This window comes from Streptomyces sp. NBC_01255, assembly GCF_036226445.1.
Lineage (GTDB): Bacteria > Actinomycetota > Actinomycetes > Streptomycetales > Streptomycetaceae > Streptomyces.
Window position 1 is genome coordinate 3,074,718 of the sequence record NZ_CP108474.1, and the last position, 26,942, is coordinate 3,101,659.

General features: G+C 72.3%; 19 protein-coding genes. 4 read left to right on the forward strand and 15 right to left on the reverse strand.

Features of this window, described 5'->3' with window-relative positions:
- Window positions 1-15: 15 nt before the first annotated feature.
- Window positions 16-1,023, reverse strand: coding sequence for a hypothetical protein (locus OG357_RS13425; RefSeq protein ID WP_329621358.1), 1,008 nt, complete (start codon window positions 1,021-1,023; stop codon window positions 16-18).
- 151 nt (window positions 1,024-1,174) lie between these two features.
- Between OG357_RS13425 and OG357_RS13430 the strand changes: the two genes are divergently transcribed.
- Together OG357_RS13430 and OG357_RS13435 are read left to right on the forward strand one after the other, a co-directional pair.
- The gene (locus OG357_RS13430; RefSeq protein WP_329621359.1) at window positions 1,175-3,283 is read left to right on the forward strand and encodes a TPM domain-containing protein; all 2,109 of its coding nucleotides are present in this window, start codon (window positions 1,175-1,177) and stop codon (window positions 3,281-3,283) included.
- Between the two features lie 50 nt (window positions 3,284-3,333).
- Window positions 3,334-4,041 carry a PspA/IM30 family protein gene (locus OG357_RS13435; protein WP_329621360.1) on the forward strand — a complete coding sequence of 236 codons (708 nt, stop codon included), beginning with the start codon at window positions 3,334-3,336 and terminating at the stop codon, window positions 4,039-4,041.
- A gap of 56 nt (window positions 4,042-4,097) precedes the next feature.
- Here the strand turns inward: OG357_RS13435 and OG357_RS13440 are convergent, their stop codons facing one another.
- The 6 genes from OG357_RS13440 to OG357_RS13465 form a co-directional block, all read right to left on the reverse strand.
- Window positions 4,098-6,665: a SpoIIE family protein phosphatase gene (locus tag OG357_RS13440; RefSeq protein WP_329621361.1), complete on the reverse strand. Its 2,568-nt coding sequence runs from the start codon at window positions 6,663-6,665 to the stop codon at window positions 4,098-4,100.
- A 144-nt stretch (window positions 6,666-6,809) separates the two neighbouring features.
- Complete coding sequence (locus OG357_RS13445; RefSeq protein WP_329621362.1) at window positions 6,810-7,232, reverse strand: ATP-binding protein; 423 nt, start codon at window positions 7,230-7,232, stop codon at window positions 6,810-6,812.
- A 143-nt stretch (window positions 7,233-7,375) separates the two neighbouring features.
- Window positions 7,376-7,849, reverse strand: coding sequence for a (deoxy)nucleoside triphosphate pyrophosphohydrolase (locus OG357_RS13450; protein ID WP_329621363.1), 474 nt, complete (start codon window positions 7,847-7,849; stop codon window positions 7,376-7,378).
- A 40-nt stretch (window positions 7,850-7,889) separates the two neighbouring features.
- Entirely contained in the window at window positions 7,890-8,069 is a 180-nt protein-coding gene (locus tag OG357_RS13455) for an SPOR domain-containing protein (RefSeq protein WP_329621364.1), read from the reverse strand.
- Window positions 8,070-8,224: 155 nt separating this feature from the next.
- Window positions 8,225-9,982: a purine-cytosine permease family protein gene (locus OG357_RS13460; protein ID WP_329621365.1), complete on the reverse strand. Its 1,758-nt coding sequence runs from the start codon at window positions 9,980-9,982 to the stop codon at window positions 8,225-8,227.
- Window positions 9,983-10,187: 205 nt separating this feature from the next.
- A complete protein-coding gene (locus OG357_RS13465; RefSeq protein WP_329621366.1) occupies window positions 10,188-10,940 on the reverse strand; it encodes a GntR family transcriptional regulator in 753 nt (250 codons plus the stop codon).
- A 276-nt stretch (window positions 10,941-11,216) separates the two neighbouring features.
- Here OG357_RS13465 and OG357_RS13470 point away from each other — a divergent pair, with 276 nt between their 5' ends.
- Window positions 11,217-12,548 carry a glycoside hydrolase family 18 protein gene (locus OG357_RS13470; protein ID WP_329621367.1) on the forward strand — a complete coding sequence of 444 codons (1,332 nt, stop codon included), beginning with the start codon at window positions 11,217-11,219 and terminating at the stop codon, window positions 12,546-12,548.
- Window positions 12,549-12,625: 77 nt separating this feature from the next.
- Here the strand turns inward: OG357_RS13470 and OG357_RS13475 are convergent, their stop codons facing one another.
- Both OG357_RS13475 and OG357_RS13480 read right to left on the reverse strand, forming a co-directional pair.
- Window positions 12,626-13,687 (reverse strand): DUF4190 domain-containing protein, encoded by a 1,062-nt coding sequence (locus tag OG357_RS13475; protein ID WP_329621368.1) that lies wholly within the window; start codon window positions 13,685-13,687, stop codon window positions 12,626-12,628.
- Window positions 13,688-14,031: 344 nt separating this feature from the next.
- Window positions 14,032-15,606 carry a S8 family peptidase gene (locus tag OG357_RS13480; protein ID WP_329621369.1) on the reverse strand — a complete coding sequence of 525 codons (1,575 nt, stop codon included), beginning with the start codon at window positions 15,604-15,606 and terminating at the stop codon, window positions 14,032-14,034.
- Between the two features lie 188 nt (window positions 15,607-15,794).
- On the opposite strand from OG357_RS13480, the gene OG357_RS13485 reads away from it, so the two are divergent.
- Window positions 15,795-16,916 (forward strand): pyridoxal-phosphate dependent enzyme, encoded by a 1,122-nt coding sequence (locus OG357_RS13485; RefSeq protein ID WP_329621370.1) that lies wholly within the window; start codon window positions 15,795-15,797, stop codon window positions 16,914-16,916.
- A gap of 25 nt (window positions 16,917-16,941) precedes the next feature.
- Here OG357_RS13485 and OG357_RS13490 read toward each other — a convergent pair whose 3' ends face one another.
- The 6 genes from OG357_RS13490 to OG357_RS13515 form a co-directional block, all read right to left on the reverse strand.
- Entirely contained in the window at window positions 16,942-17,778 is an 837-nt protein-coding gene (locus OG357_RS13490; RefSeq protein WP_329621371.1) for a DUF4232 domain-containing protein, read from the reverse strand.
- 102 nt (window positions 17,779-17,880) lie between these two features.
- On the reverse strand, window positions 17,881-20,541 hold the full coding sequence (locus tag OG357_RS13495) for an AfsR/SARP family transcriptional regulator (RefSeq protein ID WP_329621372.1): 2,661 nt from the start codon (window positions 20,539-20,541) through the stop codon (window positions 17,881-17,883).
- A gap of 298 nt (window positions 20,542-20,839) precedes the next feature.
- On the reverse strand, window positions 20,840-21,310 hold the full coding sequence (locus OG357_RS13500; protein ID WP_329621373.1) for a DIP1984 family protein: 471 nt from the start codon (window positions 21,308-21,310) through the stop codon (window positions 20,840-20,842).
- Window positions 21,311-21,485: 175 nt separating this feature from the next.
- Window positions 21,486-22,835, reverse strand: coding sequence for a DUF4407 domain-containing protein (locus tag OG357_RS13505; RefSeq protein WP_329621374.1), 1,350 nt, complete (start codon window positions 22,833-22,835; stop codon window positions 21,486-21,488).
- Entirely contained in the window at window positions 22,825-24,681 is a 1,857-nt protein-coding gene (locus tag OG357_RS13510; RefSeq protein ID WP_329621375.1) for a hypothetical protein, read from the reverse strand. Before OG357_RS13510 ends, OG357_RS13505 begins: the two co-directional genes overlap by 11 nt.
- Complete coding sequence (locus tag OG357_RS13515; RefSeq protein WP_329621376.1) at window positions 24,678-26,930, reverse strand: hypothetical protein; 2,253 nt, start codon at window positions 26,928-26,930, stop codon at window positions 24,678-24,680. Before OG357_RS13515 ends, OG357_RS13510 begins: the two co-directional genes overlap by 4 nt.
- Window positions 26,931-26,942: the final 12 nt, after the last annotated feature.

A 26,942-nucleotide genomic window follows, 5' to 3' on the forward strand; every position in this document is an offset into this window, starting at 1 on the left:
TCGGTCAGCCCCGGCTCAGTGCCAGCCCTCGCGGTAGGCCGCCCAGTCTCCTTCCTCCGCGGCGAAGTCGACGTACAGCGCGACACCGAACCGCTCGCGGTCGTGGTCCGTGCGCCCGAGGCCGAGCCTCGTGCCGCGGATCGCGGCGGCGACGGTCTCCGCGTTCTCGTGGTGGCCGAGGTCGTCCTCGTGGAAGAAGGGGAGCCCCATGAGCAGGTCGGTGGATTCGGGCGTCACTTCGAGGGCGAGGGTCGTCTGCTGGGCGACGTAGCCGCCGTACAGGCCCTCCAGCGGCATCCACGTGTCGTACGACATCACCGCGATCTGGTCGACGCGCCGGGCGACCTGCCCGAAGAACTCCTGCGACCACCACTTCTCCCTGCCGGTGAGCGCGCCGTTCACGGTGTGCGCGGCCGGCACCGGGTCGATCTGGTGGGCGGCGACCGAGAGCGGTACCTTCCGGGCCCGGGTCAGCTCCCCCAGGTCGTCGAGGAGCGACAGGTAGTTCCCGTCGTCGGAGAGCAGCGGCTCCAGGTCGAAGTGGACCCCGTCGAAGCCGGCGTCCAGGATCTGCCGGGCCGAGGTGACCACGGCCGCCCGGGATTCGGCCTTGTCCAGGCGCAGTCCGTCCGGCCCTTCGGTGGCGAGGACGTCGCCCAGCCACGCCTGTACTCGTATCCCGGGCATCGTGCGGTGGACGGCGTCGATCAGCCACTTCGCCCGGGGGTACTTGGCCGCCGGCAGGGTGCCGTCGTGTCGCAGCGGTCCGGCGTGGACGTACAGGTCGCGGATCCCGGTGCCCTTGATCCGCTCCGCGAAGGCTGCGAGGTCGGCGTCCTTCTTCCGTCCGTCGACCCAGGCGTGGCCGAGCCAGATGGCGTCCTTGCCCCGAGTCCGCGCGTCGCCTCTGACGTCTCCCGTGTAGTTGAGGCGCAGCGCGACCGCGCCGGTGAGCAGGGGCACGACGAGCAGCAGGACCAGCCCGAGGGCGAACCATCGTCCCCGCCGCCATATGCCTCTCAACCGTCCGTTCACCCGAGTCCCCCAAGAGCCGTCGTGTCACTGGTGCCACCGTAGAGGCGGCCACAGACAGTGACGCCGAGCGGCCTCGAACGGTTTCCGGATGACATCGGTCCGGTCGCGGAGCCGCATACCCGGACATAACCTCCCATTTGTGACGCGAATAGCCACCCGAGCCCTTCTCGCGGTACTGGTGGCGGCGTGGTGGCTCCTCGTGCCCGCCGTTCACGGTGCCCACGCCGACGACCCCGTCGTCCTGTCCCGCGAGGGGCAGATCACCGACCGGGTGGGAGCCCTCGGCGACCGCCGCGCCTCCGTGACCCAGGCCCTCGACCGGCTCTACGATGACCGGCGGGTGCAGCTCTTCGTCGTGTACGTACGGGACTTCTCCGGGCGCTCGGCGCAGAGCTGGGCCGACGCCACCGCCGAGCGCAACGGCCTCGGAGCAGAGGACCTGCTGCTCGCCGTCGCCACCCACGACCGGCAGTACGGCTACTCCGCCGACCCGGCCTCGCGCTTCACCCAGGAACAGCTGGACGACGTGGCCAGGACCGCGATCGAACCGCCCCTGCGGCAGAACGACTGGGCGGGCGCCGCCATCGGCGCGGCGAACGGCTACGACGCCGTCCTCGCCGGACTGCCCGTCCCCACTCCGGCGATCACCCCCGGGCCCGCCGACCCCGGCTCCCCGGCCGACGACGGCACTTCGGCGACCGACCTGGTCCTGCCGGTGGTGCTGGTCGGCGGCGCGGGGGCCGTCGCGGCCTACGCGTACACCAAGCGGCGCCGGCGGACCGAGACCCGCACCACACCGCAGGGCGGACAGGGCTGGGGCGCGCCGAAGGAGCCCGCGCCGCCGTCCCTGGACGAGCTCGACGGGCAGGCCCGGGTGGCTCTGGTCGCCACCGACGACGCCGTCCGCACCAGCCAGGAGGAGCTCGGCTTCGCGTCCGCCCAGTTCGGCGAGGAGGCGGTGAAGCCCTTCACCGAGGCGGTCGCCTTCGCCAAGGAGCAGCTGACGGCTTCGTTCCGGCTGCGGCAGAAGCTCGACGATTCCTTTCCCGAGGACGACTCGACGCGCAGGGGCATGCTCGACGAGATCCTCCGGCGCTGCGCCGAGGCGGACGCGCGTCTCGATGCCGAGAGCGAGGACTTCGACCGGCTCCGGGCCCTGGAGCGGAACGCTCCCGAGGCGCTGGCCTCGGTCGAGGCCGCCTTCCGCGAGCAGACCGGGCGCATGGGCCTGGCCGAGGCGGCGCTGACCGCGATGCGCGAGCGGTACGCGGACTCCGCCGCGTCCCCCGTCGCGGGCGACATCGAGCAGGCGAAGGACCGGCTCGTGTTCGCGACGACGCACATCAACCAGGCCCGACAGCAGATCGACGCCGGGGACAACGGCGCGGCCGCCGTACACATCCGGGCGGCCGAGGGTGCGGTGGCCCAGGCAGCCCGGCTCGTCGAGGCCGTGGACCGGCGGGCTCAGGAGCTGGCCGAGGCGGTGGGCAAGCTGCCGGGCGCACTCTCCGAGACGGACGCGGACCTCGCGGACGCCCGCGGCCTGTTGAAAGGGACGGCCGAAGGGGTCTCCACCGCCGATCTCCAGGGCCGGATCGCCCGGGCCGAGTCGGTGGTCGCCGAGGTCCGGCAAGGAGTGGAGGCCGGCCGGTACGACCCGATCGACGCGCTGCGCCGGGTCGAGGAGGCCGACGCGGCGCTCGACGAGGCACTGGAGGGCGCACGGGAGCGCGAGTCGGGCACTCGGCGCGCCCGTGCGCTCCTCGATCAGGCGATGCTGACGGCCCGCTCGGCGATCGGAGCGGCCGCGGACTACATCACCACGCATCGGGGAGCCGTGGGCTCCGAGGCCCGTACGCGCCTGGCCGAGGCCCAGCGCCGCTGGGAGAAAGCGCGGGTCCTCGCCGACGCCGAGGACCCGCAGGCTGCCCTCGCAGAGGCCCAGCAGGCGGACGCGCTGGCCCGGCGTGCGCAGGGCCTCGCCGAGCAGGACGTCCGGACGTATGGGAACCCGAACGGCTTGGGCGGTGTAACAGGGGTGGGAGGAAGCGGTGGCGGCGGGCTCGGCGGTGCAGTGCTCGGCGGCATCATCCTCGGCGGACTGTTCGGCGGGGGAAAGGGAGGCGGACATGGGGGGTTCGGTGGAGGTTCGGGTGGGGGTTTCGGGGGCGGAGGTTTCGGCGGCGGGCCCGGCAGCTTCGGCGGCAGCGGCACGCGCGGCCGGCGGGGCGGCGGCGGCCGGTTCTGAGGACCGCGCGTTCCGTGTCCCCTTTTCTGTCCCTCTCAAGGAGAAGAGCCATGAGCAAGCAGACCATTCTCGGCCGGGTCACCCAGCTGGCGAAGGCCAACATCAACGCGCTGCTGGACCAGGCGGAGGATCCGCAGAAGATGCTGGACCAGTTGATCCGCGACTACTCGAGCAACATCACGGAGGCGGAGGAGGCGGTGGCCACGACCATCGGCAACCTCCGGTTGATGGAGCAGGACCACCAGGAGGACGTGGAGGCGGCGAAGGAGTGGGGCGGCAAGGCGCTGGCCGCCAGCCGGAAGGCGGACGAGCTGCGGGCCGGCGGGCAGGCGGCGGAGGCGGACCGGTTCGACAATCTGGCGAAGGTGGCGCTGGGCCGCCAGCTCCAGTCGGAGAAGGAGGCGCGGACGGCGGAGCCGACGATCGCCTCGCAGACCGAGGTGGTGGACAAGCTCAGGACGGGCCTCGACCAGATGAAGGCCAAGCTCGGCGAGCTCCGGGCGAAGCGCGACGAGCTGGTCGCGCGGGCCAAGTCCGCGCAGGCGCAGAACCGCATGATGGACGCGGTGAAGAGCATCGACGTCCTCGACCCGACCAGCGAGCTGAGCCGCTTCGAGGACAAGGTGCGCCGGGAGGAGGCGAAGGCGATGGGCAAGCAGGAGCTCGCCGCCTCCTCGCTGGACGCCCAGTTCGAGCAGTTGGACACGCTCGGCGACAGCGCGGAGATCGAGGCCCGGCTGGCCGCGCTCAAGGGCTGATCCGGTCCTGGCTCGGGCGGGCGGTGCGGTGCGCCGCCCGCCGTGGCCGGCGTCGGTCAGAACATGCTGAGGAGCTGTTCCACCGTGGGTTCCGCCGTCCCGTCACCGTCCGGCAGAGCCAGTTCGAACCAGACGGTCTTACCGCGCGGGGTGCGGCGGGATCCCCACGAGGAGCTGAGCAGCCCGACCAGCTGGAGGCCGCGACCTCCCTCGTCGGTGTCCCGGGCCCGTCGGCGCCGCGGCTGGACCAGGCCCGCGTCCCAGACCTCGCAGACGAGGGTGCGGTCGCGCAGCAGGCGCAGCCGGATCTCTCCCTCGCCGTAGCGCAGCGCGTTGGTGACGAGTTCGCTGACGAGGAGTTCGACGGTGTCGACGAGCGGTTCGAGGTCCCAGGCCTTCAGCTGGGTGCGGGCCAGTTCGCGGGCCCGGCCGACCGAGCGGGGCTCCCTGGGCAGCCGCCAGTCGCCCACGGCTTCGCTGGGCAGGCCCTGGATCCTGGCCATGAGGAGGGCGATGTCGTCCTCGCCGTGCCCGGTGTCGAGGCTGGTGAGGACCCGGTCGCAGACGTCTTCGAGTGGGCGGGTCGCGTCGGTGAGGGCGCGTCGGAAGGCGCTGAGTCCCTCGTCCAGGGGATGGTCGCGGGACTCGACGAGCCCGTCGGTGTAGAGGGCGAGGAGGGCGCCCTCGGGCAGTTCGACCTCGACCTCCTCGAAGGGTTCGCCGCCGACCCCGAGCGGCATCCCTGGGGGTACGTCGAGCAGCAGGGCCTCCTCGCCGGGTTCGACGAGCAGGGGCGGGAGGTGGCCGGCGTTGGCGAAGGTGCAGCGGCGGGTGACCGGGTCGTACACCGCGTAGACGCAGGTGGCGAGGTAGACCTCGGAGAGTTCGGGGCCCCGGGACTTGTGCGTGCGGGACTGCTGGGTGCCGATGGGGGCGCCGAGGCCGCGGGCGATCTCGTCGAGGTGGGAGAGGACTTCTGCGGGCTCCAGGTCGAGCTGGGCGAGAGTCCGGACGGCGGTGCGCAGTTCGCCCATGGCGACGGCGGCGCGCAGGCCGCGGCCCATGACGTCGCCGATGACGAGGGCGGTGCGGTGGCCGGGCAGTTCGATGACGTCGAACCAGTCGCCGCCGACCTCGGTGGCGGTGGTGCCGGGCAGGTAGCGGCAGGCGATGTCGAGTCCCGCGGCCTCGGGGTCGCCGGGCGGGAGCAGGCTGCGCTGGAGGATGAGGGCCCGCTCGTGTTCGCGGCGGTAGAGGCGGGCGTTGTCGATGCAGACGGCGGCGCGGGCCGCGAGTTCGACGGCGAGGGCCCGGTCGCGCTCCCCGAAGGGCTCGCTGCCCTTGGTCCGGGAGAACTGGACGAGGCCGACGACGGTGTCGTGGGCGACCATCGGGACGACGAGCGTGGACTGGACGAGTTCGCCGTCGGCGCCCGGCACGGTCCGGATCCGTCCGGTCCGCAGCGCTCCGGCGCACGGCGAGTTGAACGGGTAGCGGTGGACGGCCCCGACGTCGATCGGTACGGGTCCGCAACAGCCGCTGCCCGGTCCGTGCCCCTCGTCGGCTCTGAGGGGGGTGTCGGCGACGGCGCTGGCGAAGGCGACCCGGCGGAGTTCGGCGCTGCCCGCCCCGTACCCGACGTCGTGGGAGGTGCCCCACCTGCCCGGTGGTGCTTCGTCTCCGGTCAGCAGGCCTTGGTAGAGGTCGACGGAGGCCAGGTCGCAGAAACCGGGGACGGCGACGTCGAGGAGCTCGCGGGCGGTGGCCTCCAGGTCGAGGGAGTTGCCGATGCGGGCGCCGGCCTCGTTGAGGAGGGCGAGGTTGCGGCGGGCGCTGGCGGCCTCGCGGGCGGCGTTGTGGCGGCGGGTGACGTCGATGCCGAGGCCGGCGACGCCGATCGGCCGGCCCGAGCCGCTGTGCACGCGGTAGAGGTTGATGGACCAGTGCCGGCGGTCGCGGGCGCCGGGGGCGGCGCCGACGATCTGGAGGTCGGTGACGGACTCCCCGGTCTCCAGCACCCGCCGGAGGGCGCTGGTCATCCGGTCGGCCTCGGACCGGGCGAGGTAGTCGTGGACGGTCCGGCCGCGATGATCGTCGGCCGAGCCGCCGAAGACGGTGGCGAAGCGCTGGTTGGCCCGCTTCACGGTGAGGTCGGTACCGAAGAGGAGAAAACCGAAGGGGGATTGGCCGAAAATCGCCTGGGAGGCGGCGAGGTCCGTCTCGATGCGGCGGAGGGCGCGCACGTCGACGACGATGCACAGCGCGGCCCGTTCCCCGGACTCGGTCTCGCTCGGCATGACGTACATCTCGGCGATGCCCTGGGGGTGCTCCTCGCCGGGCATACGGAAGGGGACGAGGCCCGTCCACTCCTTGCCGTCGAGGATCTCCTTGACCCGCCGATGACCGCGCTCGCGCAGGTCGGCGGGCATGAAGGCCTCGACCGGGTCCTTGCCCCTGGCCTCCTCGGCGCTGACGCCGAAGAGGTCCACGGCTCGCCTGCTCCACTGCTCGACGAGGCCGTCGGGCCCGATCGAGAAGGACGCGACCCGGATGTAGTCATAGATGGAGCCGGGCGGGCTGCTCTGCCACACGAAGCCGCTCGCCGTCTCGGATATCTCGCTCACGCGACCGTCCCCTCCAGCTCACCGCACCGGACCGGCCATGCCCGCAGTATTCAATACGGCAGGCCCCGACGGCACGACGTTCACGATCACAGGGTGGTCTCGTTCGCTTCGGGCCGAGTGCCGGTGATCGTTGTCCCACCCTGTTTACTCACCAGGGAGAGCCAGCTCGAACCATACGGTTTTGCCCGTGCTTCCTTTACGGGTCCCCCAGCGCCGTGCGGAACAGGCCACCAGACCGAGTCCGCGGCCCCCCTCGTCCTCCGGTCCGGCGGGTCGCTCCGTCGGGGGATCCGGAAGTGGATCCGAAACCTCCACGAGCAGCGCGGGATGCGGGGAGGGTTCGGCTCTGTCGAGTCGGGGGCGGACCAGGCGGACTCCGATGGGCCCGGAGGCGTAGCGCAGGGAGTTGGTCACCAGCTCGCTGACCAGCAGGACGGTCACATCGCCGAGGGCCGCGTCGAGGTCCCAGGCCCGGAGTGTCTCGCGCACCGCGTGGCGGGCGGTGCGCACGGCATTTGCCTCTGCCGGGAAGTTCCACTCGGCACAGTCGCCGTCGGTGTCGATCACACCCGATCACTTCCCCAGCCGTGTGTCAGCAGGAAGGCCCACGTCCCCTTCCAGGGGATCAATCAGGACATACCCGCTATTTGGTGCGGGATATCGTGTCGGGCGCAGCCATGGGCGCACGGTGGCACGAACGGCGTAGAGACTCAGTCGCGCGCTCCGTCGGCGGGAGCCGTCGGGAGCCGCAGCGCGGCCTCGGCGACGGCCGGGCGGTCCTGGTCGAGCCAGTCGACCGAGTCCAGCTCATGCCGGGCGAGCCAGCGCAGCTCGTCATGGTCCTCCAGCGGGCGGGGCTCACCGGAGAGCAGGCGGGCGGTCCAGACCCGCAGGACGTATCCGGGCTTCAGCGGCCACTCGCCGGGGATGCGCTCGCCCGGTTCGGTCTCGACGCCGAGCTCCTCGCGCAACTCCCTGACCAGCGCTTCTTCGGGGCTCTCGCCCGGTTCGAGCTTGCCGCCGGGGAGCTCCCAGCGGCCGGCGAGCTCGGCGGGGGCGCTGCGGCGCGCGGCGAGCAGGCGCCCCCGGTCGTACACGGCCCCCGCGACGACGACCACGACACCGGGGTCGGTGCCGTGGTGGCGCTCGCGGGGAGCGGTGGGGTCGGTGGTGCGTTCCGTCATGGGCGCGAGCGTAGCCCGGGGCGGGCGGCACCCGCCGGGCTCAGAGAGCCGCGGTGCCGATGCGCTCGACCCAGTAGAGCTGCTTGTGACCGCGGTCGTCGAGACTGTCCGCGATCTTCTGGGCTTCGTCCTTGGTCGCGTACCGCCCCACGCGGTAGCGGTTGCCGTTGTCGTCCTGCCGTATGACAAGCCAGGGAAGAACAGCGCCGCTGTCGCTCATCAGGCTTCTCCCTCCACCGGTCCGGGCATCTCCAACGATCTCCGGGAAACCGCAATCCGCATATGCCGGAGCTTACGCCTGACCTTCACACAGCGGATATGAGTTTTCACAAAGAGATACGGATCGGCCGGTAACCGACGGAGGGAGGCCGAAGCTCACGCCCCGGGGGCAGCCCGGGGAACGGTCGGCAGTGGCATCAGGACAGGGGCGCCGGCGCCCTCGGGGTCCTTGCGGCAGACGTCACCGCATTCGGCGTCGAGCGAGCAGCAGAGGGAGCAGACGGGTCCGGACCGCACCGGGCAGTCGGCGATGTCGGGCAGCTCGTACGCCGTCTCGCACTCCGCGCACGTGTGGGTCGCCCGCTCGTCGGCCACCGCCGCCCCCGGTCCGTTCACCGGGTTCGGGCGGGCCAGGTAGTAGCGACCCTTGGTCGCCCAGGCGATCAGCGGGCAGAGGACGAGCGCGAGGCCGGCCGCGATGAACGTGGAGAACGCCTCCGCGTAGGTACCGAAGAGACCGAAGAAGGCGAGGATCGAGACGACCGAGGCGATGACCATGGCCCCGAAGCCGGCCGGGTTCACGGCGTACAGGTAGGCGCGCTTGAACTCGATGTACGGGGGGCTCCAGCCGGCCCGCTTGTTGATGACGAGGTCGGCGGCGACGGCCACGATCCAGGCGATACCGACGTTGGAGTAGAACCCGAGCAGCTTGTTGAGGGCCGCGAACATGCTCATCTCCATCAGCGTCAGCGCGATGGCGAGGTTCAGGAAGATGTACCAGACACGGCCGGGGTGGCGGTGGGTGACGCGGGAGAAGAAGTTCGACCAGGACAGCGAGCCGCTGTAGGCGTTGGTGACGTTGATCTTGATCTGGGAGACGATCACGAAGAGGGCCGCCGCGGGCAGGGCGAACGTACCGAGCCAGGGCTTGAGCGCCTCGATCTGCGGGGCGATCGGCTCCAGGGCATGGGTCTTGCCGACGGCCTCCAGGGCGACGAAGGCGAGGAATGCGCCGCCGAGCTGCTTGGCCGCGCCGATGAGGACCCAGCCGGGTCCGGCGGCGAGCACGGCGAGGTTCCAGCGGCGCTTGGTGGCCTCCGTCTTCGCGGGCATGAAGCGCAGGTAGTCGGCCTGCTCGCCGATCTGGGCGATCAGGGAGAGCGCGACGCCCGTGCCGAGGCCGAAGCCGATCCACGAGAAGCCCGCGCCAGCCCCCTCCGTACCGCCGAAGGAGCCGAAGGCGCCCCAGGCGTCGGGGGCCTCGAAGGCCAGGACGACGAAGGGCAGCACCATGCCGACGAGCCAGACCGGCTGGGTCCAGGCCTGCACCTTGGCCAGCGCTCCCATCCCGCGGAAGACGATCGGGATGACGATCAGCGTCGTGACCAGGTAGCCGATCTCGACCGGGAGGCCGACGGCCTGATGCATGGCCTGGGCCATGATCGATCCTTCGAGCGCGAAGAAGATGAAGGTGAAGGAGGCGTAGATCAGGGAGGTCAGCGTGGAGCCGAAGTACCCGAAGCCGGCACCCCGGGTGATGAGGTCCATGTCCAGGCCGTACTTCGCGCAGGCGCGGGCGATGGGGATGCCGGTGAGGAAGATGATCGCGGCGGCGGTGAGGATCGAGGCGAGGCCGCTGCCGAAGCCGTAGGTGAAGACGATCGAGGCGCCGATCGCGAAGTCGGCGAGGTAGGCGATGCCTCCGAGGGCGGTACCGGCCACGGTGGCGGGCGACCAGCGCCGGAAGGAGTGCGGTGCGTAGCGCAGCGAGTAGTCCTCGCGGCTCTCGTCCGCGGCCAGCTTGGCGTAGCTGCGGCGGGGCCCGGGCGGTGGCGCGACCTCCCCCCGTGCTTGAAGGGCCTGGGAGGTGCCCCCGCCCGGCTCCGGGGTGGGTGTGGTGACCGTGTCCGTCATGAGGGTTCCTGTCGTCCGACCGGTTCGCGGGTACGGAGCAGGAAGGTAGGAGCCGGGCGTGACGACTTGTCGCGGTCCGCGATTGCCGGGCGGTTACACGGCCTGACGCGCCGTTAACTCCCGGTCACACCGCCCGGACAGCCGGACCCGCTCATCGGTCGGCGCGCACCCCCGGGACCCGGGGGCGGGAACACGGCGGGCCGGATCACCGGACCGGCAGGTGGTACGAGATGCGGTAGCGGTCGGCCGGCACCACGACGTCCGCCGTCTCGACGGCCCGCCCCGACGCGTAATACGTCCGCTCGACGACCATCACCACATGGCCAGGGACCCCGCCGAGCGCGAGGAGCTCCTCGGCGAGGCCGGGGCGGGCGCCGACCTCCTCCACCACGTTGTCCACGACCACGTCGATGGCCGCCATCCGCTCGACGACACCGCAGCCGCCCAGCGGGCCCTCCTCGGGCAGCATCACCGGCGACCGGCCCGTGACCGCGAGCGGCTCCCAGGAGGTGGAGACCATCATGGGCTCACCCCCGTCCCGGTACACGTACCGCGTGCGCATCACGCGCTCCCCCGGCTCGATGTCGAGCCGGGCGGCCACCTCGGCGCTCGCCGGCTCCTGCTCGCTGCTCGACTCCCAGGTCCCCCGGGCCCCTTCGGCCGCCTGCTCCTGCCGGAACGGGGTGGGGCCGGACGCCGGGCGGTAGCCGGAGCGGGCGATCCGGCGCGGCACCGGGCGCTCCCGCACGTACGTCCCCGAGCCGGACCGGCCCTCCACGAGCCCCTCGGCCATGAGCACCTTGCGGGCCTCCAGCGCGACGGTGTCCGACACCCCGTACTCCTCGCGGATGCGCGCCTGCGACGGGAGACGGGTGTGCGGCGGAAGCGAGCCGTTGGCGATCTTCTCCCGCAGATCGCTCGCCACGCGCAAGTAGGCGGGCTGCTCACCGAATGTCACTGGACACTCCCCTCAGGTTGACTGACAGCTACAGAGTGACAACCGAGGGTCGCGATCCGCAAGCATGGGCCAAAGTTTCACTCGAAGTGATGACGCGCCGGTCGCAGGCCTTGCTACCCACGGTCACCGCGAGTAGGCGGCACCGCACCCCCGCCGCACCCCTTGACCTTTATTGGTACAGACCAATACGTTCCTGCCTGCACGGCCCCTCTCGCACGCTCCACCTCGCACGCTCCACCTCGCACGCGCCATCCCGCCTCGCACAGGAACGAGCCCATGCGCCCCAGAGCCCTGACCAAGCTGACCTTCGGCGCCGCCGCCGCGGCCACCCTCGGCCTCCTCGCCACCCTGGCCCCCACGGCCGACGCGCACCAGCCCTCCACCCCCACACACTCGCTGAAGCGCATCGGGTACTTCACCCAATGGGGCATCTACGGGCGGGACTTCCAGGTCAAGGACCTGCAGACCAGCGGCACCGCCGCGAAGCTCAGCCACATCAACTACGCCTTCGGCGTCGTCGGTTCGAACGGCAAGTGCCTCATGGGCAACATGCCCGGCTCCGACCCGTGGGCCGACTACGTGCGCCCCGTCGACGCGGCCGACTCGGTGGACGGCGTCGCCGACACCGCCGAGCAGCCCCTCGCCGGCAACTTCCACCAGTTGCGCGAGCTGAAGGCGAAGAACCCCGGCCTCAAGGTCATGATCTCGCTGGGCGGTTGGAGCGGATCGGCCCACTTCTCCGACGCCGTGCGCACCGACGCCGGCCGCAAGACGCTGGTCGCCTCCTGCATCGACACGTACATCAAGGGCAACCTCCCCGCCGACGGCGCCCGCGGCGGCGCCGGAGCCGCCGCCGGCATCTTCGACGGTATCGACCTGGACTGGGAGTGGCCCGGCTCGGACGGCGCCCCCGGGAACGTGATCCGCCCCGAGGACAAGCCCAACTTCACCAAGCTCGTACGGGAGTTCCGCACCCAGCTCGACGCCTACGGGCGCTCACTGCCCCAGCGCAAGCGCTACGACCTCAGCGCGTACGTGCCCACCGCCCCCGCCAAGATCGACGCGGGCTTCGAAGTCGCCAAGATCATGCGGGACTTCGACTTCGTGAACCTCCAGGGCTACGACTTCCACGTCTCCGGCGAGACGACGACCGCCCAGCAGTCCGCGCTCTTCGCCAAGAACGACTGGAGCGTCGACGGGACCGTGAAGTCCTGGCTGCGGCGCGGGGCCCCGGCGCACAAGCTCGTGGTCGGCATGCCCTTCTACGGCCAGGGCTGGACCGGCGTCACCGGCGGCGGCGACGGCCTGGGCCGGCCGGCGACCGGGCCCGCCCCCGCCACCTGGGCCGCCGGCTCCGAGGACTACAAGCACCTCAAGACGCTCGCCGACTCCGGTACGTACACGCTCCACCGCGGCTACCGGAACGGCCACGCCTGGCTCTTCGACGGCACGACCCTCTGGACCTACGACGACCCCACCGTGCTGCGCACCAAGGCGTCCTACGTCCGCCAGCGGGGCCTCGGCGGCGCCATGGTCTGGTCCCTGGACGGCGACACCCCCGACGGTGAGCTGATCACCGCGATCGACCGGGGCCTGACCCGGCGCTGAGACGCACGCGGGGCCGGGCCTCCCGAAGGAGACCCGGCCCCGTACGTGTCCCGTACGCGTACGCCTTCTGCCGCCTGTCAGGCCGAGCTGCTCGCGTCCTCTTCCATCGGCGGCGTGTCCGTCAGGCCGAGCCCGGTCCGCGCCTTCGCGCCGAGGTCCGCGTGCACGGCGTCCCAGGCCGCGTCGTACGCCTCCCAGTAGGCGTCCGCGTCGGCCGCCCCGGCCAGTTTCCGCCACTGCTTCGAGGCCGCGTCGAGCTCCTTGCCGAGCGCCGCGACCGGGGCCGTGGAGGCACCGGGCCAGGAGTGCTTCCCCAGCCCGGCGCGCGCCCCGTCGATCGCCGCAAGCATCTCCCCGGCCCACGCCTTGTTGGCCGCGAAGTCCTCGTCCGGGTCGGCCTCCGGCTCCCGGTAGCCGACCGTCTCGATCGGGTTGACGGTCTTCAGGAAGTGCTCCTGGTCGGCGGTCAGGGTGCTCGCGTCGGACCGCACCGAGCCGCTGAAGGGCTCTTCCTCGCTCGCGAACGCGCAGGTCACGATCCGGTCGCCGAGGCGCCAGCTCTGGCCGCTCGGCATGTAGTAGTACACCCCCACGTCGATGGGGACGGCCCAGGTGTCCAGCGCGTACGCGGAGTTGATCGTCTCGCAGCGCTTCTCCGCCACCTCTTCGATCTCGGACTCGCCGGGCCACTTGTCGTAGCCGGTGAGCTTGAAGCCGCCGGTGACCTCGCCGTCGTGCGGCTTCGCGCAGTCGACGATCTCGACGTCCGTCGCGTACTCCCTCTCCTCCAGCTTGCCGTCGTCGCCGAAGCACTGCCCGGTGCGCAGCGCGAACGGGGACTTGGTGCGCGATGCCTCCTCCACGCCCTCGTTGAAGCCGTCGACGGCCGAGCCGACGGCACCCGTCACGAAGCCGATGAGGAGCAGCAGGCAGCTGACGGTGGAGAGGATGATGCCCGTGACCGCGAGCCCCTTGCCGTCCTGGTCCTTCTTCCTGATCTGCGGGAGGGCGATCAGGCCGAGGATCAGTCCGAGGGGCGGGAGGCAGCAGACGATGCCGGTGACGAGGGAGCCGATCGCGAGCCCGTTGGTGGAGCGCCTGGGCTGCCCGTAGGGCCCGAGGCCGGGGGGACCGGGCATGCCGGGCATGCCAGGCCCGCCGTGCGGCCCGTGCGGCCCGGGCGGGCCGCCGTAGGGACCGGCCGCGTACGGCCCTCCTGGGGAGGTGTACGGGCCGGGGGCGGGCCAGCCCTGCTGCGGCGGGCCCCCTTGGGGCGACGGGGGCTGCTGGGGCGGCTGGGTCGGCTCCACGGCTGACGTGCTCCTGTTGGGGCGGCTTGGGACGGCTCGGGACGACTGATGCGAACAGACGAACGAGCGCGCATCGTACGTGGTCGGCCCCTGCATCCTTCGACCCGGGGGTACGCCGAAGGGGCGGCCGCCCGCAGGCGACCGCCCCTCACCGTTCAGCTACGAAGACGGGCTCAGAACTGCAGGCCCCACGAGTCGATCTTGCCGATGTCGGCGTTCGCGTTGTCCGTGACCCGCAGCTTCCACGTGCCGTTGGCGACCTCCGAGGAGGCGTTCACGCTGTACGTGGTGTTGATGTTGTCCGCACTGCCGCCCGTACCGAAGGCCTTCAGGGTGTACGCCGAGCCGTCGGGGGCGATCAGCTGGACCTGGAGGTCACCGATGTAGGTGTGGACGATGTTCACCGGCACCTGGAGGGTGGAGGGGGCGTTGCCCGCGACGCCGCTGACGGTGACGGGGGACTCCACGGTCGCGTTGTCGGCGATGGCGAAGTCCGCGGTGTTCTCGAACTTCGGACCGGGGGGCGGGGTGGTGCCGCCGCCGCCGACGAAGAGCAGCCGGTTCGGGGAGCCGGTGCCGGGGCTGGTGACGACGTTCGGGGTGGCGGCCGTCGTCAGGGCCGTGGAGACCTGCGCCGGGGTCGCCGTCGGGTTGCCGGCGAGGTAGACGGCCGCGGCGCCCGCGACGTGCGGGGTCGCCATCGACGTACCGGAGATGGTGTTGGTGGCGGTGTCGTTGGTGTTCCAGGCCGACTTGATGGAGGAGCCCGGGGCGAAGATGTCCAGGACCGTGCCGTAGTTGGAGAAGCTGGAGCGGGCGTCGGTGCTGGTCGTGGAGCCGACCGTGATGGCCTCCGCGACGCGCGCCGGCGAGTAGTTGGAGGCGTTGGAGCTGTCGTTGCCCGCGGCGACCGCGTACGTGACGCCGGAGGCGATCGAGTTGCGGACGGCGGCGTCGAGGACGGTGTCGACGCCACCGCCGAGGCTCATGTTGGCGACGGCCGGCTTGACGGCGTTCTGCGTCACCCAGTCGATGCCCGCGACGACCTGCTCGGTCGTGCCGGAGCCGGAGTTGTCGAGGACGCGGACGCCGACGATCTTGGCCTTCTTGGCGACGCCGTAGGCCGTGCCGCCGACGGTGCCGGCGACGTGGGTGCCGTGGCCGTGGCCGTCCTGGGCGGTGTTGTCGTTGTCGATGGCGTCGTAGCCGTTGAAGGCGCGGCCGCCGAAGTCGCTGTGGCTGATGCGGACACCGGTGTCGATGATGTACGCGGTGACGCCCTGGCCGGCGCTGTCCGGGTAGCTGTAGCTCTGGTTCAGAGGGAGAGCCTTCTGGTCGACCCGGTCGAGGCCCCAGGACGGCGGGGAGGGCTGCGTGGCGTCGATCGTGAAGACGCGGTTCTGTACGACGGACTGCACGGCGGGGTCGGCCGCGAGCTTCTTCGCCTGAGCCTCGGAGAGCTCGACGGAGTAGCCGTTGATCGCCGAGGTGTACGTCCGCTTGATCTTCGCGCCGAACTTGGCGGCGACCGCCCGGCCCTTGGCGGTCTCCGCCTGCGCGGACTCGTCGAGGGTGACGATGTAGCTGCCCGCGATGGTGCCTTCGGCTCCGGCGTTCTCGATGACGCCCTCCGCGGCGGCCGGCGAGGCGGCGGCCGGGAAGGTGGAGGCGGAGCCGAGGGCGAGGGCTGCGACGGCGATGGCCGCGGCAGTGGCTATTCGGCGACGTGAGTCACGCATCACTGACATGTGAGGGGTCCTCCTCATTGGTGGTGCGTTGCTGTGGGGGAAGGCATGAACATGACAAGACGACGCGAGATGTCCGCGCCGTTCCGCACGTCCGGCTGCCGAGCGAAAGATTGACGGATCCATAGGAATCACACAAGGGTCATGCCGTACCCGACACACCCGTGTCACACGGCTGACATCCTGGCCGCATGACCGCCTACGTGTGCCCTCGTTGCCACGTCCACTCCCCCACGGACGCGCTCACCTGGTGTTGTCCGGAGTGCCGAGGCCCCTGGGATCTGGAGTTCACGCCTCCACCGGCGTCCCTCCCGCCACTCGCGTCCCTCGCGTCACGTGTGAATTCCTTGTGGCGGTACGCGGAGGCACTGCCGCCGATGCCGTACGGACCCGAGGTGACCCTCGGGGAGGGCCGCACGCCCCTCGTCGCCCTCACGGAGTCGGTTTCGGCCAAACTCGACTTCCTCATGCCGACGCTGTCCTTCAAGGACCGGGGCGCGGTGATGCTCGCCGCGCACGCCCTGCGCCTGGCACGCGCCGGGGGTCTCGACCGGGTCGTGGCCGACAGCAGCGGCAACGCGGGCACGGCGATCGCCGCTTACGGCGCGCGGGCGGGGCTCGACACCCTCGTGTACGTACCCGAGGGCACGTCCCCGAAGAAGCTGGAGCAGATCCGGGCGCACGGAGCCCGCGTCGTCGAGGTGCCCGGCGACCGCGAGGCCACCGCCCGGGCGGCACGCGAGGCCGCCGAAGCGCCCGGCACGTTCTACGCCTCGCACGTGTACAACCCGTACTTCCTGCACGGCACCAAGACCTACGTGTACGAGCTCTGGGAGGAGCTCGGCGGCCGGCTCCCCGACACGATCGTCGTCCCCGTCGGCAACGGCACGCTGCTTCTCGGCGCCGCCCTCGCCCTCGACGAACTGCGCCGGCAGGGCCTTGACGACACCCGGCCGGCCCTCGTCGCCGTCCAGGCCGAGGCCGTCTCCCCCCTGGCGGCCGCCTTCCACGCGGGCGCGGACGACATCACCGGCCCGGCCCCTTCCCGCCCCACCCTCGCCGAGGGCATCGCGATCCCCGCGCCGCCCCGTGCCCGCCAGATCCTCCGGGCGGTACGCGAGACGGGCGGGACCTTCCTGACGGTGACGGAGGACCAGATCCGCCAGGCACAACGGGACCTGGCGGCCCGCGGCCTCTTCGTCGAGGCCACCGGCGTGGCGTGCTGGGCGGCGGTCGCCGCCGCCCCGCCGCGCCCCGGCCTCACGGTGGTGCCGCTGTGCGGGGCGGGCGCGAAGACGGGGCTCGCGCGGTAGGAGAGCCTACGAGCCCGGTGAAGGATCAGAACTCGTCGGCGCCGTTGCGGAGCTCGTACGTCCAGTAGCCCGTCTTGGCGGCGTCCTCGTCGACCGCGATGCCGCCCGCGGGGGCGTTGACGACGAGGCTGCCCTCGGCCGGACCGTCGGCGGCGAAGAGGTTCACGTTGAAGCTCTTCACGACCTTGTTGTCCTCGTCGACGCCGCCGAGCGCGACCCGCACATTCGCGTACGCGGGGACGCCGGGCTTCAGGACGACCGGGGCGGCCGGCTTGCTCTTCGCGACGGCCGGGACGTCCTTGGCCGTCTGGATGTCGCCGAAGGCGATCAGCGGGTACTGGAGGAGGGTGCAGGAGCGGCCGGAGGTGTTGGTGGCGGTGAGGACGATGTGCTCGGCGGGGACCTCGTCGGCCTTCGCCGCGGTGATCTCGATGTCGCCGTGGGCGCAGGCGAGGGCCTTGGCGGAGGCCTTGCCGCCGGTGGAGCCAGTGGTGCCCGTGGAGCCAGTGGTGCCGGTGGAGCCGGTGGAGCCGGTGGAGCCCGTGGAGCCGGTGGAGCTGGTGGAGCTGGTGGAGCCAGTGGTGCCCGTGGTGCCGGTCTTGCTCGTGGTGGAGCCCTTCACCGAGGCCTGGTCCGCCGCACCGGCGGCGGTGTCGCCCGAGCCGGCTTCGCCGCCCCCGGTCGCGCCCGTACCGGTGTCCGCCGTACCGGCGGCCTGCTGCGAGCTGTTCGCGCTCCCCGCGTCCTTGACGCCGGTGCCGGTGCCGCCGCCGCAGGCGGTCAGGCCCAGCGAGAGGGCGGTGACGGCGGCGGCGGCCAGGACGGTGGCCTTGTAGTGGGTGGTACGCGTGGTGGTTCGCATGACGGTCTCCCCCGTGAAGCTGTCGGTCGACGCGGTACGCACCTGCGTACCGCGTGCTGTCCCCAGCTTCCGGCCCGGCGCTGCCGTCCCGCTTGCGTACCGCTAACGATCCGCTGACAGCCGCGAAAGCCGCTCCGCGGCCCGCGCGGAACCCTCGGTGAAGCCGGCCGCGTCGGCCGCGGCGATCGCTCGTTTCAGCTGGTCAGCAGCCTCCTCAAGGCGGCCTATGCCGGCCAGTGCCTCGCCCCGGACGATCTGCAACTGCGCCAGGACGACCACCGCGTCGGGGGTGACCAGTTCCCCCGCGCGAACGGTGTGCGCGAGCGCCTCGTCATATTCGCCGGCCTTCAGGCAATGCGTCGCCAGATGGTGGAGGGTCAGCACCTGGGTGGACGGATGGCCGGTGCGGTCGGCAAGCGAGACCGCGTGGACCATGAGCAGTCCGGCCCGCTCGTGCTCCCCGGTCGCGTCCAGGACGGCGGCGTAGTTGACGTACGCGATCGCCTCGCTGACCGCGTCCCCGGCCCGGGCGGCGAGGATCGGCGCCTTCTCCAGGTGGACGAGCGCCTCGGCGTCCCGCCCTTCCTCGTGCAGCACCCAGCCGAGGAGCGCTCGCGTCCGCGACTGCGCGTCGAGGTCGCCCTCGTGCTCGGCGGAGGCGAGCCCGGCCTCCAGGAGCGGCGTCCAGCCGTCACCGATCCGCATGAGCATCAGCGGCCACTGCACGAGGGCGAGGCGCCAGGCCCGGTCGTGCAGGCCGAGGGCCGCGGCGGCGGCCACCGCGCCCTCCAGGGCGGGGCGCTCGGCCGCGTACCAGTCGAGCGCCGCCGCGCGGTCCTCGAACTCCCGGGTCGCGGCGGGCCGTCGGGCGTCGGCGGGCAGCGAGTAGCAGGGCTGGGAGCCCGGTTCGGCGGCGGCGTCGGCGGCGAGACCCGTGTAGAGGTAGTGGTCGAGGAGGCGGGGCAGGCCCTCGGGGTCGGCCTCCGGGGCGACGCTGCGGGCGTAGAGGCGCACCAGGTCGTGCGGCGTCCAGCGGCCGGGGACGGCCTCGGCGAGGAGGTGGGCGGCGGCGAGACGGTCCAGGTCGGCGGAGGCGTGCGTGGGGGACGTACCGGCGAGCGCGCCCGCCGCGAACCGGTCCAGATCGGAGCCGGTGTGCAGGCCGAGCGCGCGGAACATCCGGGCGGCGGAGTCGGGCAGCTGCTGCACGGTGAGACGCAGAGCGGCGGACACCCCGACGTCCTCGACGTCTAGGAGGGTCAACCGGACCTGTTCGTCGGCGAGTTCGCCGACCATGACGTCGAGCGTCCACTGCGGCCGTTCGGCGAGCCGGGCCGCCGTGACGCGCAGCGCGAGGGGCAGTCCGTCACAGAGTCCGGCGAGCCGCTCGGCGGCGGCGGGCTCGGCGGCGACCCGCGCCTCGCCGAGCACGGTGGCGAGCAGGGCGGCCGAGTCGGCGGGCGGCAGATGGCCCAGCGGCACGGGCCGGGCGGCGTCGGAGGCGATGAGGCCGCTGAGCCGGTCGCGGCTGGTGACGACCGTCGCGCAGAGGTCGCCGCCGGGGAGCAGCGGCCTGACCTGCTCGGAGGAGCGTGCGTTGTCGAGGACGACGAGCAGCCGGCGGCCCGCGGTGAGGGAGCGGAAGAGCGCTCCGCGCGCGTCGGCGGCCTCCGGGATCCGCAGCGCCGGGACGCCGAGCGCGAGCAGGAACTCGCGGAGGACGGCGGCGGTATCGGGTGCCGGGGTGTCGCTGAAGCCGCGCAGATCGGCGAAAAGTCGACCGTCGGGGAAGCCGGTGCGCCGCTCGTACGCCCAGTGGACGGCGAAGGCCGACTTGCCGACACCGGCGGGTCCGGTGACGAGACAGAGGGGCGCGACGACACCGCCGACAGCCCGGTCGAGGGCGGCCAGTTCGGCGCCCCGGCCGGTGAAGCCGCGCGGCGCGCGCGGCAGCTGCTCCGGCGCCGCGAACGCGACGGACGCCTCGACCGGGAGGGCCGGGCGGGGGACACGGGCGGCGGGCTCGGCGGAGCGGAGGAGCGTCGCGTACGCCTCGGCGAGCGCCTCGCCGGGGTCCACGCCGAGCTCCTCGGCGAGCAGCCGCCGGGTGCGGTGGTACCAGTCGATGGCGTCCGACTGGCGCCCGGCGCGGCCGAGCGCCAGCATCAGCGCGGCGGCCAGGGACTCGCGCAGGGGGTGGGCGACGGCCTCGGTACGGAGTACGGCGGCGGCCCGCCCGTGCTCGCCGAGCGCCCCGTACGCCGCGGCCAGCGCCTCCACGGAGGCCAGCCGAAGCTCCTCGAGCCCCCCGGCCGCCGCCTCCAGCGGCCTGCTGTGCACGGTCCCGGTGAGCGCGGGCCCCTGCCAGTACGCGAGCGCCTCGCGCAGCATCCGCACGGCGTCACCGGGGTGACGCTGCACCCCGGCGAGCGCGACGAGCTCCTCGAAGCGGTGGGCGTCGACGAGCGACTCCGGGATGCGCAGCACGTACGCCGAGCCCTGGGTGGCGAGCTCGACCCCGTACGCCTCCGCCCCGTGCTCGGCGAGCAGCGCCCGCAGCCGCGAGACGTGCCCCTGGAGGACGGTCTTGGCGTGCGTGGGCGGCTCGTCCTCCCACAGGGCGTCGATCAACTGCTGCACGTTCACCGCGCCGTTGGGCCGCAGCAGGAGCATGGCGAGCAGACTGGACCGCTTGGCGGGCCCCAGGGCTACGTCGCCGTCCTCCGTCACCAGCGCAACGGAGCCGAGCAGCCGGAACTCCACCTGATACCTCCGCGATCCCTTGTCCCCCGTCCCCCGATCCCCAGCAGTCGAGGATACGTGGGCGGAAGGGGTCGACCGCGACGTGGAGATCCCCGATCCCGCCCTCGCCGTCCGAATCTGCACATGGTGGTGAACTGTGCGCTGTGCACCATCACCTGTGCGATGTGCTGAGCGGCTGTGTAAAAGGGGAGTTGAACCCCTGCGCTGCTCTCCACGCACCAGGTAGGGCCGAATTGACCGTCGGCCCACGGCTTGTGCACGCCTTCGTGACGACTACCGACTCCACGCCGAACCCGGCTCAGTCCAGCAGATCGACCTCCCAGTTCGACCGCTGGATCAGTACGTCGGTCTCCCGGATCTCCCGGGCGAGCACGTCCGCCTGCGCGCGCAGCTCGCCGACCGGAAGCGTCGCGAGCATCCTCAGCTCGGACCGCAGCTGCCGCACCCCGCCGTGCCGGTCCCGGCCGGCGGCGGCGTCGGCCGCGTCGGTGATCACGGCGTGCCGCAGCCGCAGCACGTCCCGGCGTGCGAGCGCGTCGGTGAGGGTGCCGCCCCCGTCGATGACGACGTGGGCATTGGTCAGGTTGATCCGCCGGATCAGCCCCTCCAGTTCGTCCAGCACCTCGCCCGCCTCGGCCAGCAGACTCCCGGCGTTCTCGGCCGGCTCCTCGCCCTCCTGATGCCGGGCACTGCTGACCACGCGGGCCCGCAACTGCTCCACCCGGCGAGCGGCGTCCGCCCGCAACGCCAACGCCTCGGCAAGCTTCAAGGTCCCAACCCTCCGTCACGACGATCAGGCCGAAGTATGTCAGCCGGCGCGGGTCCGGGGCCCACGCGGCCCGGGGCCCGCGCGGCCCGGGGTGACAGGGCTCGGGAACCGGCGGCGCAGTCGGTGAGCCCGGTCACCGTGGGACGTCATTCGCCCAGGAGCCCGGGCAGTGACGTCATTCGCCCAGGAGCCGGGCGGTACGGGCGTCGAGTTCCTCGCGGAGCATACGGGCGTGCTCGGCGCGCGCCTTGTAGCGGGCGTGACCCAGCCGGGCCTTGTCCTCCTCGGCCCGCACCTCGGCCGCGTACCGCCGGACCTCGTGGTCGATGGCGGCGACCTGGCGCTGCACGTCCTGGTCCTCCAGATGGATGCGCTGATTGGCCTCGCGCCGCTCGCCGAGCCTGCGGTCGTACTCGGACGGGCCGCTCATCAGCTTGGCGAGCACCGGCATGGCGTCGACCAGGAGCAGCACGGCGTGCAGCAGGAACATCATGAAGAGCGCGAAACCGTCGGACCAGGCCACCGCGGACAGGGCTTCGGCACGCAGCAGCAGTCCGTCCTGCTGCTGCGACTCCTCCCGCTCGGCGACCTTGGCGTCGATCGCCTTCTTGACGTCCGTGCGGTAGGCGGTGCCGGTGTCGATCAGCTGTTCGGACAGGACGTTGCCCTTGGCGACGAGTTCGGCGCGCTTCACCTCGTACTCGGCGACCTTGCTCGTCTTCCTGTACGCGCTGGTGTCGTCGCGGGCGCGCTCGCACGTCTCGGTGGTGTCCCGGCCGTTGCCGCGCCAGATCCACTTGTCCTCGGCGCACTCGCGACGCTCGATGGCCAGCTTCTTGTCGAGGGCGTCGTTGTAGGTCGCGATCTGCCGGTCGAGGCGGGTGACGGCGGCGGTGTTGTCGGCGATGTCCTCCTTGATCGAGGCCGGCGCGCCCTTCACCGTCAGATGGAAGTCGCCGCACTCCGCGCGGCTCGTCGTGTCCTTGCCGTCGAGGGGGTTGCAGGCGGTGAGACCGCCCCGGAAGTCGGCGAGGTCGCGCTCCCTGGTGACCGCCATCTCCTGGCGTATCTCCCGGTCGAAGATCTGGAACAGCAGCGGCTCGGCGATGGTGAGCCCGAGCACCACGGAGAGGAACAGCCGGGGCACGAGCATGCGGACCGCGCGTCCGCCGGTGTAGCCGTGGGTGCTGGAGACCAGCCAGCTGTCCAGGGCCAGCACGATCCACGCCCACATCACGCCGACGACGACGGCCACCGCGACCGGTGTGCCCTCGCGGATCGTGCTGATCGCCATGGCCATGGAGGCCCCGCCGAGCAGCGCGGTGTTGAGGACGATGGCGCCGTACCAGGTGTAGCGGGCCCGCTCGGCGGGCTCGCGGTCGAGTATCTCCTCGCGGATGCCGATCAGACGGCGCAGGAGCGCGGCGGGGCCACGGCCGCTCCGGCGACGGAGGACGGGTCCGGTCTCCGCCGCCCACGCGGCGTAACTCTCCTCGGGCGGGCGTACGGGGGTGTCAGCGGCCACGCTCCTCCCTCCCCGCTTCACCGAGGTCGTCGTCGGCGATCACGAGGCGGCGCGCGGGGCCGGCGGCGTCGATGTCGCCGCCGGGGCCGCCGTCCCGGCCCCGATCCCGGCCCCGATCCCGATCCCGGTCCCGATCCCGGCTCCGGTCGGTGTCGCCGTCGCGAGCGGGCCGGTCCGTGCGGTCGTACCCCTCGCCGTGACGCTCGCCCTCGTACGGATCGTCTCGCCGGCCGTCACGCGAGTCGTCTTCCCGCCCGTACTCCCGACCCGATTCCCGCCCGTACTCCCGACCCGACTCCCGACCCGACTCCTGTCCGTACTCCCGACCGGCCTCCCGTCCGGGCTCCCCCTTCTCGTACGACGTCCTCGCGTACGACGCCTCGTCCCCGGCCGGCCGGGGACGCTCGTTCGAGCGGTCCGGGGACGACCCACCGTCGCCCTCCTCCAGCTGCGGAGCGTCCCCGGCACCCGCCACCTGCGCGGCAGCGGGCGGATCCTGATCGAGCAGGCCCTGCCCGGAGCTGAGGCGCTCGACGAAGGCACGAGCGTCGAGCGGCGCGTTGTCGAGGAGGCCGCGGTTGATCATCTGGCGGCCCAGCTCCTGGTTGATGTTGTCGCGCCGGTCGGCCCGGTGACGCCGCTCGGCCCGGTCGGCCAGCACGTCCTCGCGCTGCTCGGCGCGCTGCATCCGCCGGTCGTCGCGGTCCGCGGTCCGCTGCTCGCGCTGCTCCTCCCGGGCGGCGTCGAGCGCGGCGCGCTGGTCCTGGCGGTCGACCTCCCGGTGCCGGTCCTCGCGGTCCAGGGTGTAGCGGAGGTCGTCCCGCTCGGCGACACGCCGCCGCTCGTTGTTCTCCCAGTGGCGCTCCTCGTCCTCGCGCTGCCGCTCGCGCCGCAGCCGGTCGGTCTCGCGCTGCCGCTCGGCCAGCTCGGAGTACCCGATCTCGCCCCTGCGCTGGGCGAGGATGTCGGTGTTGGCCGGGTCGGTGCCGAAGTCGTCGATGTCCTTGAGCGCCTCGGTGCGCTCGAACTCGTTGTCGTTGCGCTTGAGGTTCTGGCTGTACTTCTGGTCCTCGGCGCTGGTCCGGTGGGTGTACGTCCGCCTGAGGTCCTCGATTTCCTGCTGGTGCCGCACTTCGAGCGCCTTGCGCTCGGCGTCCATCCGCTCCCGGTCCTTCTCGCGCTCGTGCTCCATCAGCTCGCGCTCGCGGCGCACCGCCTCCTTCACACGGTCCTGCTCGTGTTCGCGCCGCTCCTCGTCGGCACGGCGCTGCTGGGCGGCGAACTCCTCCGGGGTGAGCACGGTCAGGTAGGGGTCTCCGACGGAGAGCCCGGCGATCCGCGGCGGTTGCATCTCCAGGTACGAGATCAGGCGGGCGGTCAGCCGCCGGGACACCTCCTTGCCCGCTTCGAGGGGCCATTCCTGGGTGACGTCGGTGAGTCCGGGCAGCGCCCGGAGGTAGCCGAGCAGCCGGGACTCCACGTCGGTGACGCCCTCGCGGACCACGGCCACCGGGTCGGTGACCGTGCAGTGGAAGGCGACCTGGACGGTGAAGCCGTCGGTCTCGGCGGACGGCACGTCGGTGCCGACGGTGACGGCCACGGCGGTACGGCAGTCGACGACCGTGACCGAGCCGGCGTTCAGGACGGCGTCGTCGCCGGGCCCGCGGACGCCGTGGTCGGTGAGGTACTGGTCACCGGTGCGGTAGACGAGCACCTGGTGGGCGGCGACGCGGGGCAGTTCGTCGTGAGAGCGGGTCGGCTGGTTCCAGAAGCGGCGACCGGTGCGGGGCGCGGGGGCGAGCACGCGCTCCTCGACCAGAGGGTAGGTCCTGCGGATCGTGGTCATCGTGGGTGGGTGTCCTTCACACGGTTCAGGGCGCGGAGCAGGGTCGCGACGCAGTCGGGACCCGGGGCGCGGTGGGGACGGGAGATCGCGAGTCGTTCCATCTCGCTTGTCAGCAAGGGGTGTTCGACCTGCGGAAGCGCGGCGGCGAGGGCGTGACCGAGTCGCGCGGCCACCGCGGTGGGGTCGGAGGTCACCGCGGGCAGGGCACGGGCCGTGACGAGCAGAGCGGACAGGGCGGTCCGGCGCAGCGGCCGGTAGCAGAGGACCGCCGCCCACAACTCGGCGACGACTCCTGCTTCGTTGGGCCGGTCGGCGACGTAGCGTGCCACGGCGGGACGGCCCGAGATCCGCTCGGTGGCGCCGAACACCCAGAGGGTGGTTTCGAGGACGAGCAGGCCGGTCTCCGAGTACGCGGCGGACCGGGTGCGCTGTTCCTTCCTGATGCGGTGCGCCAGGGCGTCGAGCACGATGCCGGCGTCCTCCTGGCAGTCGACGAGCGTCAGGAACAGCTGCGCCCACGCCTGGAGCCCGACCTCGCGCTCCGCCCGCTTGTCGAGCACGCCGCTCCGGAGCACCGCCCAGATCCACTTCACCGCGTCGGTGGGGAAGGTGACACCGAGCTGGCCGCTGAAGGCGATGAGCGCGGTCCCCCGCCGGGTGGGGTGGGTGGACTGCGCCCACGTGCGGGCCAGTGTGAGCGCGGCGGCCGCCTGAGTCTCCTCCAGGCACATGTACCACAGCACGTACACCGCGAGGTACTGCCCGATCTGGCCGCTCTCCCCGCACGCCCACGGGTCGAGGTAGCTCTGCACCACCTCGTCGAAGGCGATGTCCCCGAGCAGCGTGAGTCCGGAGGCGATGGAGAGCTGGAGGACCGGGTCGGGGTCGGCGTCGACGACCGCCCCCAGCCAATGGCGGACCGCGTCCCAGTACTCGGTGGGGTGATCGCGCCACAGCGCCTGGAGCACCCAGCGGCGCAGCTCGGCGTCGGCGAAGACCATGACCTCACGGGTGGTCGAGCCGTAGATCTGCATCTCGGTGGTGATCAGGGCGTTACGGGCGAGGGAGCGGCGCCGGTCCACCGGGCGGGCACGGCGGCGTCGCCGCGGGTCATGGCCGTCGGGGGCAGCCGCCTGCCCCGTGGCGTCAGGGGCTGCGCCGTCGGCAGGGGCCGGCGCGGCGTCCGGCGTGAAGTAGACGGGTTCGAGGAGCCGCTCCAGGAGGTCCTGGAGCGATTCGAAAGCGCGCCGTCCGATACCCGTGGCGAAGGCGAGGGTCGTGACCTCGGCGATCTCGCGCAGGCTCCGCTCGTCCTCCGCGCCGAACCATTCCTGGACCGCCTGCGGCGCGCTGCCGCTGTGCTCCTTCCACACCTGGTCGGGGTCGGCGCCCGCCGCGATCCGCTGCGCCGCGTCGGCGACGACCGCGATGGGGCAGCGCGGAGGGATGGCGGCCAAGGCCCGGTCGACGGTCTCCTGCGGGGTGCGGGCCTGGACCAGCCGGGCCCGCACCACCTTGTCCAGGGCGGGGGGCCGCCACGGCAGATGGCGTACGGCCTCCGGAAGGCGCCCGGGCACACCGTGGACGGTGGTGATCACCAGATGGGCGCGGTGGCGGCGCAGCTGGTCGCGCACCCGGCGCCAGTCGAAGTCCGAGGACGGACCGGCGGCTCCTCCGGTGGTCCCGGCGGTCCCGGTGCGGTCGAGGACGACGTAGCCGACACCTTCGTCGAAGGTGCGCTCCGCGAGCTGGTCGAGGCTGATGTCGGGCGAGAGCACCACGTAGTCGGCGGAGGGCCCGACGGTGTCCCGGAGCAGGGCGACCGCGCCGGAGCGCTTGCCCGTGCCCTGGGGGCCGGTCAGGACGACGACGCGGGTACGGGACAGCTCGCGGGCCGCGTCGTCGAAGCAGTCGGGGCGGATGTAGGAGCGAAGCAGCGCGTCGATCTCGTCGCCTTCGAGGAGACCGGTGGCGCGGGCCCGCCCGGGCCGCTCGGCGGCGGTGGCGATGCCGAAGTGGGCGCGGCCGTGGTACTGAGGGCCGTAGAAGTTGTTGTAGACGCGGTAGTCGCTGTCGGAGGACGCGGCTCCGGAATTCGGTGCGGAACTCGATGCGGAACTCGGTAAGGAATTCGGTGCGGAGGGGGAGGAGGGGGGAGGGGACGAGGGCGCGAGCGAGTCGGGGGCGGGGCCTGGATCGGCGGTGCCGTTCGCCCCGTCGGACGGCTGCTGCCTCGGCTCACCGGGCACGCCACCCCCTTC